We start from the raw sequence: 12,105 nt of genomic DNA on the forward strand, positions 1-12,105 counted from the left end.
ATGTCGTTCAGTCCTTCGTTCGATGAAACTCCAGGTTACCCCTAGGGGTAAGAGTGGTCGTGGTGGCCGACGCCGGACGGTATCGGCCACCACCATGGTGAGCATCTCGACTGTGCGAGCGTCTCAGCTGTGCGAGAAGCCGATCTTGGGTAGTACTGCTCGTAGCCACGTGGGTGACCACCATGCGGCATGGCCGGTCAGGCGCAGGAGCACCGGCAGCAGAACCAAGCGGATGAGTATCGCGTCCAGCAATACGGCGACACCCAGAATGATGCCCATCTCCTTGGGTGGCAGTGGTTCGGCGAGCGCGAACGAGAAGAACACCGCGATCATCACCGCTGCCGCCGCGAAGATCACCCGACCCGAATGCGCCATTCCGTCGACCTGAGAACCGTGCGGATCACCGGTGTTCTCGTAGTGTTCCTTGACGCTCGACAGCAGAAACACCGTGTAGTCCATCGCGATTGCGAAGATCATCGCGAAGAAGAACACCGGGCCCCAACCGTTCAGGAATCCCTGCGGGGTGAATCCGAGCAGCGACGCCCCGTGACCGTCTTGGAAGATCAGCTTCGCCACACCGAATGCTGCGCCGGTGGACAGCAGGCTGACCACGGTCCCCAGCAGGGCGATCAGCGGTGCCTGGAGCGCGATCAGCAGCAGCAGGAATCCGAGCACGAGGATCACCGACACCACGATCGGCAGGTACTCGTTCAACGCGGTCTGCAGGTCCAGGTTCTCCGCGGGTGCACCGCCGACGATCGCTCCCTCGGGCAGCTCGGCGCGCAAGGCGTCGAGTGTGGTCTCGAGTGCGGGGTCCGACGGGTCCACGTTCGGGATGGCCTGCAGCATGACGTAATCGGATCCATCCATGGCGGGCATGGGCGGCGTCACCATCGATACGCCGTCGACGCTCGCTGCGATCTGCGCGGTCTGCTCCGCCTCCGCCGTGGGGGCGATGATCTGCAGCATTCCTGGTGCACCTTCACCCATCTGTGCCTGCACCAATTCGTAACCCTGCCGGACCGGAGCATCCTCGGGCACAACCGAAATGGACGGCATGGCGACCTTCAGACCCAGAGCCGGAATCGACAGCGCCACCAGAATCAACAGCGAGCCGATGGCGAACGGCCACGGATGCTTGTGCAGCAACTGACCCCAGGACGCGAATTTCGGCGAACGGTGCACCTGACGCTTCGCGTACGGGAGGGAGCCGGCATTGACCTTCGGTCCGAGCTTGCCCAGCACTGCGGGGAGCAGTGTGAGGGTGGCCGCGAGCACGAACACCACCGCGAGCATGATGCCCACGGCCATCGTGCGTACCGCAGGTGCCGGTACCAGAAGCACGGCAGACAAGCTGATCAGCACGGTCAGACCGGACAGCAGGACTGCTTTGCCTGCCGTGTCCATCGTTTCTGCCACTGCACGCTGCGGGTCGATCCGTCCGGCGTCGATGGTCTTTCGGAGCGCATCCCGGAATCGAACGACGAGGAAGAGCGCGTAGTCGATACCGAGCGCCAGCGCGAACATCATCGCAAAGTTCATCGCCCACACCGAGATCGGTGTGATTTCGTTCAGCAGAACCAGACCACCCGCGGATGCGACCAGACCGGCCAGAGTCAACAGCAAGGGCAGACCTGCCGCGACGAGCGATCCGAACGCGAGCACCATGATCGCCAATGTGACGGGCCAGGAGATGATTTCGGCCTTGATCATCGCGTCGTGGTTGGCCTTGTTGAAGTCACTCCACAGTGCCGATGCTCCGGTCGGGTAGACCTCGATCGAGTCCGTGGAGGCTGCGGTCAGCTCACCTTTGAGATCGTCGACGGCCTTCACCATCTCGTCGGTGGTCCCGTTCGCTCCACCGATGAGGATCCCGGTGTGTCCGTCGGGGCTGATCGACATTCCCGGTTGCGGGGGGATCACCTCGGAAATCCGCGAATCGGCGGCCAGAATGTCGGTGACCTCGGAAATGACCGCCGCGACAGCGGGATCGGTCACCTGCTCGGTGTCCGAATGCACGACCACCTGGATCGCGGCCGAGGAGTTCCCGCCGAAGTGCTCCTGTGCGAGTTCGCGAACCTGGACCGACTCCGATCCGTTGGATTGCCACCCGGCACCGGCGAGGGATCCGAACACCGACGGGGCGAACGCTCCCAATCCGATGATGACCACGAGCCACGCGGTGACCACCCACTTGAAGTTGCCTGCCATGCGCGCACCGAAGCGCGCCAACGGCCCGCCGGTGATTCCTGGCGGCGAGTTGTCTGCAGAACTCTCGTCGGTTCGAACGTCGGTGGAACTCACATCGTGTCCTTACTGGTCGGGAAGATGGAGGAACCGTAACACGGTACCCCCAGGGGTATGCTGGTATCATCGTATCTACCCCCTAGGGTATGCACGGACGACCGCACCACACGCAGAGAAGCGAGGATCTACCGCATGTCATGCACCGACACCCTCACCGGCCCCGGCGGACCGAGTATCGAACGCGCAGTCCCCGCGCTGGCGGGCACCATGGTCCTTGCCAGCCTCGCCGCCGGTTCCCTTCACGACCGCCGCTGGCATGTCCTGACAGCATTCGTCGGCGGGAATCTGCTGCTGTATTCCGCAGTCGGATGGTGCCCGGCCAGCCTGTTGATGAAGCGGCTGGGGATGCGTCAGAGCACAGCGACCCCGACCCGGTGAACCGCAACAGGACCCGCCCTTTGCCGTGGCAGTGGGTCGGCTACGCCTTCGGCCGCACTCTGCCCTCGACCATGACGGACTGGGTGGCCAACGATCTGACGGGCAATCACGCCGTGGTTCGGCACCTGATCCGCGGCCAGGTTCCGTTTCTTCCCATCTACGCCGTGTTCATGTTCTTTCCGGGTGAACTGTGGTTGCGTGGCTCCATGGTGCTTCTGGCGGTCCTGCTCTCGCTGTTCTTCACCGCCTCGTACATGGAAGAGAATCGGCAACGCCGCCTCGTGCGACACATGCTGCCCCGCGATCTCACGAACTCCCGTAAAGCGCAGGAATCGGAGCTGGTCAAGAAGCGCTATCTGGCGGCGCACCCCGAGTCCGAGGCCTCACGCACCGCCGCGGCACCCATCGCTCCCGGCCGGGAGCACTGAGCGATGGTCGGCGATTCGACGCACCGTCTCGCCCGATGGCAACGATTCTGGGACAAGCAAGCGGCCGGTTACGACAAGCACATGACCTTCCTCGACCGAGTCCTTTTCCGCGACACCAGATCCTGGATCTGCAGTCGCGCCCGAGGCCAGGTTCTCGAGGTCGCAGTGGGAACGGGACTCAATCTCGAGCACTACCCGGCGGGGACATCGTTGACCGGAATCGAGCTGAGTCCGGACATGCTCGCGCAGGCACACTTTCGCGCCGCCGACGTCAGACCGGATGCGCACCTGACGCTCGGGGACGCTCATGCTCTCGACTTTCCCGATGCATCCTTCGACACCGTGGTGTGCACGTTCTCACTCTGCGCCATCCCCGCCACGGACATCGCGCTCGCGGAAATGTCGCGGGTGCTGCGTCCGGGTGGAACGTTGCTACTCGCCGATCACGTCGCCTCGTCGATCCGGCCGGTTCGATGGATCCAACGCGCCCTGGAACTGGTGAGCGTCCCGATCGGCGGCGAGCACTTTCTGCGCCGGCCCTCGCTCGTGATCACCGGTGACGAGAGCTTCTCCATCGAGGACATCGACCGGTTCACTCTCGGTCTCGTCGAGCGTCTTCACGCCACGAAAGTGGCCTGAACGGGAGCAAGGACCACCATCCTCGCGGCACGAACTACCGGCCACGCCCGGCTATCTCGGTCTCGACGAACTCGAGAAGTTGCTTCTCTGCCATCCACCCACACTTGTCGCGCACCCACGGCGAACAACCCAGGATGTAGGGGCGACGAGATCAGCCCACCGAGACTTCGCAACGACGCCGAGGCTCCGACGCTGAACCCATTTCACCCCCGCACCGAGAGTCGGTACGGGGGTGAAGATGGGGTTCGATGGAGAAATCAGGCCAGATCGTAGCGATCGAGCATCATGACCTTGTCCCAGGCCGCGACGAAGTCGCGGACGAACTTCTCCTTGGCGTCATCGCAGGCGTACACCTCTGCGATGGCGCGCAACTCGGAGTTCGAGCCGAAGACCAGGTCGTTACGAGTTCCGGTCCACTTCTTCTCACCGGTAGCGGCATCCTTGGCCTCGTAGATGCCCTCCTCGGCGGCGGGAACCCACTCGGTGCCCATGTCGAGGAGGTTGACGAAGAAGTCGTTGGTGAGCGTGCCGACCTTGTCGGTCAGAACGCCGTGGGTCGACTGCTTGAAGTTTGCTCCGAGCACGCGCAGACCACCGACGAGCACGGTCATCTCGGGTGCACTGAGCGAGAGCAGGTTTGCCCGATCGACCAGGTTGAACTCGGCCGGCAGCTTCTGGCCCTTGCCCAGGAAGTTACGGAAACCGTCGACCTTGGGCTCCAGATCGGAGAACGAGTCGACGTCCGTCTTCTCCTGCGTGGCATCCATGCGGCCCGGGGTGAACGGGACCGTGATGTCGACGCCGGCGTTCTTGGCGGCCTGCTCGACGGCTGCGACGCCACCGAGTACCACGAGGTCGGCGAAGGACACAGTTCCGGAGAACGACTGCTGGATTCCTTCGAGAACGCGGATGACCTGTGCGAGCTCGTCGGGCTCGTTGACCTCCCAGCCGGCCTGCGGCTGCAGACGCAGACGGCCACCGTTGGCACCGCCGCGCTTGTCACTGACGCGGAACGACGCCGCCGCCGCCCACGCAGCCGAGATCAGCTGATCCTGAGTCAATTCGGATCCGAGGATGGCCTGCTTCAGTTCGGCGATCTGGGCGTCACCGATCAGCTCGTGATCGACGGCCGGGATCGGGTCCTGCCAGAGCAGGGGCTCCGCGGGAACCTCGGGGCCGAGGTAACGCGTGACCGGTCCCATGTCGCGGTGGGTGAGCTTGAACCAGGCCTTCTGGAATTCCTCTGCGAGCTCCTCGGGATGGTCGAGCCACCGCCGGGTGATCTGCTCGTAGATCGGGTCGACGCGCATCGCGATGTCGGAGGTGAGCATCGACGGGTGGCGACGCTTGGAGGGATCGGCGGGGTCGGGAACGAGGTCCGCACCTTCGCCGTTCTTCGGGCGCCACTGGTGCGCGCCGCCCGGGCTCTTGTAGAGCTCCCACTCGAATCCGTACAGCGTCTCGAGGAAGCTGTTGTCCCACTGCGTGGGCGTCGGGGTCCAGATGACCTCGAGACCACTGGTGATCGCGTCTGCGCCGACGCCGCTCTGGAAGCTGTTCTTCCAGCCGAGACCCATCTGTTCGATGGGAGCGCCTTCGGGCTCTGCCCCGATGTGCGCGTCGGGATCGGCAGCGCCGTGTGTCTTGCCGAACGTGTGTCCACCGACAGCCAATGCGGCGGTCTCGATGTCGTTCATGGCCATGCGGCCGAACGTCTCGCGGATGTCCAGTGCGGACTGCACGGGATCCGGGTTACCGTTCGGGCCTTCGGGGTTGACGTAGATCAGGCCCATCTGCACTGCGGCCAACGGGTTGTCGAGGGTCGTGCGATCACCGTGGTAGCGCTCGTCGCCCAACCAGGTCTGCTCCGGGCCCCAGTAGACGTCCTCGTCCGGCTCCCAGGCGTCGACGCGTCCGCCGGCGAAGCCGTAGGTCGGCAGACCCATCGACTCGATGGCGACGTTGCCGGTGAGCACGATCAGGTCGGCCCAGGAGAGCTTGCGTCCGTACTTCTGCTTGACCGGCCAGACGAGGCGGCGTGCCTTGTCGAGCGAGGCATTGTCGGGCCAGCTGTTCAGCGGCGCGAAGCGCTGCATACCTGCTCCGGCACCGCCGCGTCCGTCCTGCTTGCGGTAGGTGCCCGCTGCGTGCCACGCCATGCGAATGAAGAAGGGGCCGTAGTGGCCGAAGTCCGCGGGCCACCAGGGCTGCGAGTTCGTCATCAGGGCTTCGATGTCGCGCTTGACCTCAGCGAGATCGAGAGAGTTGAACTCGGCTGCATAGTCGAAGTCCGGGCCCATGGGGTCGCCGACTGCCGGGTTCTTCTTGAGGATCTTCAGATTCAGGGACTTGGGCCACCACTCGCGGTTGCTTCCGCCTTCGACGGGTGCCGGCATCGAGTCGTGCATGACCGGACACTTGCCACCCGACTCCTGTGGCTGGTCCTGGTTCATCTCTTTTTCGCGTGTTGTGTGGTCCTCGGACACGAGTTTCCCTCCAGAAGATGGTGAATGATCTGATTTCCGCGGCGCTCCCGCGCCGCGACATCAGGGGCTGACGCTGGTGGAGCAGTTCTCGCACAGGCCCCAGTAGATGACCTCTGCCTCGTCGACGACGAAACCAGGGGCCTCCGACGGAGTGAGGCACGGAGCCTCGCCGACGGCGCACTCCACATCGGCGATCGCGCCGCACTTGCGGCACACGAGATGGTGATGATTGTCGCCGATCCTGCTCTCGTACCGGGAGACCGAACCCGACGGCTGAATGCGCCGGACCAGTCCCGCGATGGTCAGAGCGCGGAGCACGTCGTACACGGCCTGGCGCGAGACGTCGGGCAGGGTGGCCCGAACGGCTCCGTAGACGGTGTCGGTGTCGACGTGCGGATGTTCGTGCACCACGTCGAGCACCGCCAGACGGGGGCGGGTGACTCTGAGCGCAGCACTACGCAGCATCTCCGAGTAGTTCGACGATGAGCTCACATCGACCAGTATGCATGACTTTTCTGGAATGAGTCCGGAAACTGAGCGACGGACTGATGTGAGGCGGCGAGCGCAGAGCCAGCGCGTTCCGCGCCGAGTGGCACCGAGATTGCGGGGAGCAATCGCCGGAGGATCTTCGGTTCGGGTGAACCCCTCAGGCTCGGTGTGCGTACACCACAGTGAAGCCCACAGCAGTCGTGGGCCCGAGGACAGGACACGTGATGAACACTTCAAGGTTCCGTATGGCAACGTCGCTCCTGGCGTCGGCGGCGATGATCGCCCTCGCCGGGTGCGGTTCCACCGAACCCACCGGTTCGGTCGCTGTGTCGAGCACTCCGGTGTCCACGTCGGCGGATCCGAGCGCCTCAACACCTGATGCAGCACCGTCCGAACCCGGTCTGGTGGTGTACGCCAGCAACTACTCCGTGAGTGACACGGTCTCTCGGGTCCAGCGCGCGCTCGAGACGGTGGGGACTGTGGCAGCCACTGTGGATTTCGAGAAGTTGGCACAGGGAACAGGTAAGACGATCCGTCCGACCACCGTGGTGATCGGGGGGAATCCGAAGGCGGCGTCGCCGTTGATCACCGCGGATCAACGGGCCGCGATCGACCTTCCACAGAAGTACCTGGTCTGGCAGGCTGCCAACGGGACGGTGTTTCTGGCATACAACTCCGCGGAGTACATCGCGGCGCTCGCTGGTATCCCGGTGTCGTCCGACGCCCTCGACGGACTCCGGGCCGGGTCGGCATCCACCGCGTCCGATGCGACGGGATCCTCGGCGGCCGCTGCAGAGGGCACCGATGTGTCCACAGCGCCGAGATACCTGGTCGAAAAGACCAGTGATGCATCGGTTGCTGCGTCCATCGCTCGATACGAGGCAGCGTTCGCGGCCAAGAATCAGCCCACAGTCGCCACCGTCGATCTCGCGTCCGCCGCTGCCGAGACACCTCTGAGGCCCACCATGGTCACCTACGTCGGTAATCCTGCGGTCTCGACTGCGCTGGTCGGAGCGCAGCAGACCATGGGGATCGACCTCCCCGCCCGATACGTGGCGTGGCAGGACTCCGAAGGGATCGTTCACGTGGCTCATCCCGATATCCGTGTACTCGCTGCTCGGCATTCGATCTCGCCGACCAATCCCGTTCTCGACATGGTCGAGGCCGCCACGACCGGTTTCACCGATGCCGCTTCCGGCTCGGGCAGTTAGGTGGACGGTGTCGAATCCGGCTCACAGCAGAACCATCAGCTCGTCGATGCGTCCGAAGTTGCCATGTCGGCGCTCTTCCGCGAGCACCAGCATGCAGTGACTCGATTCGTCAGCCGCTACACCCAGACCCGCGAGCAGTGCGAGGACATCGTCCAGGAGACGATGTTGCGTGCGTGGCGCGGGATCGACCGCATCGATGTGACAGCAGCATCGACGCGGTCCTATCTCATGACGATCGCGCGAAACGTGCTCACCGATCAGTGGCGGGCGAGCACGAGCAGGCCGACTCTTGTCCACGACCAGATCGCACTCGCTGCCGAGTGCATCGACGACGAATTGGGCGGGGTCCTCGACGGGTGGCTCATAGACGAGTCGCTGCACCGGTTGTCCGAGGAGCATCGAGCGGTCATCGTGCTCATCTACTACGAGGGCCGAACCGTCTCCGAAGTGGCCGCACACCTCGATATCGCGGTCGGCACGGTCAAGTCCCGCTCCTACTACGCTGTACGTGCCCTACGCCGGATCTTCGACGAGTTGGGATTGATTCCATGAGCTCAGCGCACGACGAGATCCGACCACTGCTCGGGGCGTACGTACTCGACGGACTCGAGCGCGACGACCGAGCAGCGGTACGACGACATCTCGACGACTGCCTTGCCTGCCGAACCGAAATCGACGTACTGGCACCCGTCGCGGGTGTGCTTCGACGTCGAAGGCAGCCAGCAGATCTCTCACCGGTGCACTCGACGGCCGGTGCAGACCAGCGACTCGACCACCTGCTGAGCGCGATGAGGCAGCAACGGACCTCCGAGAAGAGGCGGCGGCGAGTGTGGACTGCGGTGTCGGCGACCCTCGTTCTGGGAGTCGCTGCGGCGATCGTCCCGCTCAGTAGCCTCGCCCGCTCCGACGATTCGACAACGGTGAACGATGCGGGAGCCCGCCCGCTCGTTCTGTCGAGCACCGTCGGGGCCACAGGTGAGCTCGAGCTCACCACGAAAGCCTGGGGCACATCGATCGACGTCGACGTCCAACAACTCCCCGACGCAGGCGTCCTCACTCTCCAGGTGGTCGGCAACGACGGGGCTCGACAGCAAGCAGCTCAATGGTCGGTCACCGCGAGCCGAGCAGCAGCGGTGACCGGCGCGACGTCCCTTTCTGTCGAGGACATCCACTCGATCGTGATCGACGATCCGGCGGGCAACACGATCGCGCGGGCCTCTCGCTGAGACCGAGTCGTCACCGACACGGGCCAGGTTTGGATGCGGTGCCTCGAACCGCATGTTGGTCGAACGGCCGGCCGAGTGGCTGGACCGCAGTCGAAGGAGGTCGGGGCGCTCACGACGTACCCCGGATCGAAGTCCGAGTCCGACCTGCGACATCGAGCGATCACACCAGTCTCCTCGTCTCACCAGAACCAATCGACCCGCAGCCCACTGTCGGGTGTCCCACAGAAAATTACGGATGTCGACGACACGTACGTCGCAGGATCCGAGACCCCTAGCTATCCGAGGCGACCCAGCGAGCATCGGATGTATACACGGTCAGATGTACCCCATGGGTATGTGCTGATATCACCCTCAGGGGCTCATACTCGTAGTCGTTTGCGATGACTGTGACGACAATTGGACGCGCCTTCGGTCGTCTCGTCGTTTCGGCGGTCGGGTATCGAAGACGGTGCTGCCATCGACCCAAGGGCACCCACTCATCGACGTAGACATCGAGCCGGTGACGGAAGTCGACATCTGTGTCCATGGGTCGACAGCACACCGACAGTGCAATCAGTCCGCCGATGCCAGTTGCCCGAGAGACAGCATCAACAGTCGCCGCGATCCCATCCGTCGTGTTCGTCGAGAATGTCGACGAGAGTGCGCAAAAGATCGTCGACGCGGTCATTGATGTCGTCGAACCGATCGTCGAGCTCGGCGAGGCGGATGTGTGCGTCGCGCCGGGCACGAATCCCGTGCTCGTAGTAGGCATTGTCCAGAACGAAGCCCGATCGACCTGGTTCTGCTCCTTGTAGAACAGCACTGTCGGGGTCGTTCGTCGTCCACAGGGTGCGCGGTCGATGCGCAGCCGGCCGACCGTTCAGGTGAGCGCGCGTCAGTGCGGACAGCGACTGCACTGTGAGCGGTTCCGGTGTCCAGGGTGTGTAGCCCCAGCGGTCGATACGAACCACAAGCGGCTCCTCCGCGTGCTGCGCTGTCACCACCGGAGACTCAGACATCGAAGGTGAGCGATCGGGGTCGAGAAATTCACGGAGCATCGAGATACTCGCGGAGCGATCGAACATCGACTGAAGTTGCGCCCAGCGCCGGTACACCGACACCGGACCGGACTCACCGTAACTGCCGAGCATGGTCGGGGTGACCCGGTGCAGGCCGGAAACGATCAGGTCCGGCCCTGCGACCTCGATGTCGCCGCGGCGCAGAGTGCTGATGTCACGGTAAGTCAGTCCGGCAGAAACCAAGGTGAGTATCAGTGCATCACGTCGCCCGAACAGCCCGTATGGCCATCCAGACGACAGAATGCCGTCGATGATCGATGCAGCGCAGCCACGGATTTCGGTGAGACGTTCCCGGCGGCGCTCTGCGAGAGCGAGCCGAATGGGGACCGAGCGACCGGGTTCGGCCATACCGCGACTGCGGTGGGCAGCGTTGACAGCCGATACTCGACGACGCTGCGTGGCGACTGCGGCAGGGTGGTGGTCAAGAAACTCTGCCAGTGTGGACGGTGTAGCAGGCAGCGACGACCGGTCGCTGGCAGCGCACCAGTCGCAGAACAATGCCCATGTGTGTCCTGCGGAGCGGCCGAGACCCGAGATGCCATAAGCCACCGAGCCGAACGTAATTCCGTTCGATTCCGGTTTCATAGTCCGAGGTCGGTGACGGCGTTGCCGAGCATGGGTGCGTGCTCACGGGCGTAGATTTCGACCATCCCAGGGGTGGTGTGGCCGGTCTGGCGCATGATGGCGTGGGCGTCTGCGCCGTTGCGGAATGCTTGGGTGACGAATCCTGCCCGCAACGAATGCCCACCCAACTGTGTGACCGTCTCGGGGTCGAAGCCGGCGCGAGCGGCGCGGCGACGGATCGCGGCGTGCACCGCAGCCCCGGAGAGCGCAGTGTCGGAGAGGTTGCCATTCTTGCGGACCGATCGGAACAGCGGCGAAGATTTGTCGGCGGCGGGCAATGCTCCCCGGCACACATGAGAGTCGAATGGTGTTGCACGGGAAAGTAACCGAATGACGGCGACTCTGCCGCCGGTGTCGAACGCGGCGACGAGCTGCAGCCATCGCACCCACGCGCACACCGGGCATGACTCGTGGCGGTTGGTGAACGGTAGTGCTTTCACTGCTCCGGTGCCGGCCTGGTCGGTCTTGGACTTCCGGATCTGTACGTGCGCGCCGTCGAGACGGTCGCGGCGGACATCGCGGCATTCGAGCGCTACGAGTTCACTGCGACGAAACGCGCCGGTGAAGCCCATCAGCAGCAGCGCGGTGTCGCGGCGCTCGAGCACCTCGGACGCCCACCCGACAGCACTGCGGCGCGCGTGGTCGACGATCGTGGTGATGTCGGAGGTCAGCAGCGGTGCCCGCGGGTTGCGGGGCCGCTCCCCCGCCGACGCATAATCCCGACGAACACCTGCCAGAGTCGCTTTCACCATTTCGTGTCCGCACGGGTTGTCGTAGCCGGCGCTGCGGTGGCGGTCGGCGATCGCTGCAATCCATTTGCCGAATGTCGCAGGCGCATACGCCCGCGTGCCGTCGACGGTGAGTGTGTCGGCCGCGGCGACGAGATACGCGGCCACCACGGCGGGATGCGCCGGCAACGCGGCATGTCCGGTGGCGGTGCACCAGGTCTCGAAGCCTCGCCACGCCGAGCTGTAAGCCCGGCGGGTACCGGCGGACCGCGATGCAGCCATCGACCGCTCTATCCGGGCGGCAACCTCGGGCGTCAGATCCGGAAACACCGCTGCGCCACACGACACGACAGCTGGGACAGTGTTCGGGCCGTCTGCTGGCTGGCGTTCTGTCATGGTAGGGACTGTAGCGAGCACCCCCGACAGGCTTCTCAGGTCGTGTTCAGACTCATTGAATCTGATGTTTCTCCGCGGCATCGACCTGGGAGGAATCATTTTGGTTGAGCCGGCGGGATTCGGTGCGGCTCAAAG

The 12,105-nt window shown here is 64.3% G+C and carries 11 protein-coding genes; 6 read left to right on the forward strand and 5 right to left on the reverse strand.

All coding sequences use genetic code 11. The features are described 5' to 3' along the window. Positions 1–123: 123 nt before the first annotated feature. The gene (locus ABH939_RS32525) at positions 124–2,304 is read right to left on the reverse strand and encodes an MMPL family transporter (RefSeq protein ID WP_151097335.1); all 2,181 of its coding nucleotides are present in this window, start codon (positions 2,302–2,304) and stop codon (positions 124–126) included. 135 nt (positions 2,305–2,439) lie between these two features. On the opposite strand from ABH939_RS32525, the gene ABH939_RS32530 reads away from it, so the two are divergent. From ABH939_RS32530 to ABH939_RS32540, 3 genes are read left to right on the forward strand one after another with little or no spacing between them, the layout of a single operon-like run. Next, positions 2,440–2,685: a DUF2892 domain-containing protein gene (locus ABH939_RS32530; RefSeq protein ID WP_006898186.1), complete on the forward strand. Its 246-nt coding sequence runs from the start codon at positions 2,440–2,442 to the stop codon at positions 2,683–2,685. Beyond that, the gene (locus tag ABH939_RS32535) at positions 2,682–3,113 is read left to right on the forward strand and encodes a DUF5313 family protein (RefSeq protein WP_051999705.1); all 432 of its coding nucleotides are present in this window, start codon (positions 2,682–2,684) and stop codon (positions 3,111–3,113) included. The genes ABH939_RS32530 and ABH939_RS32535 overlap by 4 nt, the downstream gene beginning before the upstream one ends. 3 nt (positions 3,114–3,116) lie before the next feature. Continuing rightward, a complete protein-coding gene (locus ABH939_RS32540; RefSeq protein ID WP_151097334.1) occupies positions 3,117–3,752 on the forward strand; it encodes a class I SAM-dependent methyltransferase in 636 nt (211 codons plus the stop codon). 257 nt (positions 3,753–4,009) lie between these two features. Here the strand turns inward: ABH939_RS32540 and katG are convergent, their stop codons facing one another. Beyond that, positions 4,010–6,205, reverse strand: a complete 2,196-nt coding sequence (katG, locus tag ABH939_RS32545) for a catalase/peroxidase HPI (RefSeq protein ID WP_202427316.1) — start codon at positions 6,203–6,205, stop codon at positions 4,010–4,012. 93 nt (positions 6,206–6,298) lie between these two features. Continuing rightward, the gene (locus ABH939_RS32550) at positions 6,299–6,703 is read right to left on the reverse strand and encodes a Fur family transcriptional regulator (RefSeq protein ID WP_006898181.1); all 405 of its coding nucleotides are present in this window, start codon (positions 6,701–6,703) and stop codon (positions 6,299–6,301) included. Between the two features lie 269 nt (positions 6,704–6,972). Here ABH939_RS32550 and ABH939_RS32555 point away from each other — a divergent pair, with 269 nt between their 5' ends. The 3 genes from ABH939_RS32555 to ABH939_RS32565 are packed head-to-tail and all read left to right on the forward strand — an operon-like array spanning position 6,973 to position 9,164. Further along, positions 6,973–7,938 carry a DUF302 domain-containing protein gene (locus ABH939_RS32555; protein ID WP_039868152.1) on the forward strand — a complete coding sequence of 322 codons (966 nt, stop codon included), beginning with the start codon at positions 6,973–6,975 and terminating at the stop codon, positions 7,936–7,938. Next, the gene (locus ABH939_RS32560; protein WP_006898178.1) at positions 7,939–8,490 is read left to right on the forward strand and encodes a sigma-70 family RNA polymerase sigma factor; all 552 of its coding nucleotides are present in this window, start codon (positions 7,939–7,941) and stop codon (positions 8,488–8,490) included. After that, positions 8,487–9,164: a zf-HC2 domain-containing protein gene (locus tag ABH939_RS32565; RefSeq protein ID WP_151097330.1), complete on the forward strand. Its 678-nt coding sequence runs from the start codon at positions 8,487–8,489 to the stop codon at positions 9,162–9,164. The genes ABH939_RS32560 and ABH939_RS32565 overlap by 4 nt, the downstream gene beginning before the upstream one ends. A 587-nt stretch (positions 9,165–9,751) precedes the next feature. On the opposite strand, the gene ABH939_RS32570 is transcribed toward ABH939_RS32565, so the two are convergent. Together ABH939_RS32570 and ABH939_RS32575 are read right to left on the reverse strand one after the other, a co-directional pair. Continuing rightward, positions 9,752–10,771, reverse strand: coding sequence for a recombinase (locus ABH939_RS32570; protein WP_404650717.1), 1,020 nt, complete (start codon positions 10,769–10,771; stop codon positions 9,752–9,754). Between the two features lie 32 nt (positions 10,772–10,803). After that, a complete protein-coding gene (locus ABH939_RS32575; protein WP_039868144.1) occupies positions 10,804–11,970 on the reverse strand; it encodes a site-specific integrase in 1,167 nt (388 codons plus the stop codon). Positions 11,971–12,105: the final 135 nt, after the last annotated feature.

Origin of the sequence: Rhodococcus sp. 27YEA6, from assembly GCF_044908235.1 — a bacterium.
Classification (GTDB): domain Bacteria; phylum Actinomycetota; class Actinomycetes; order Mycobacteriales; family Mycobacteriaceae; genus Rhodococcus_F; species Rhodococcus_F qingshengii.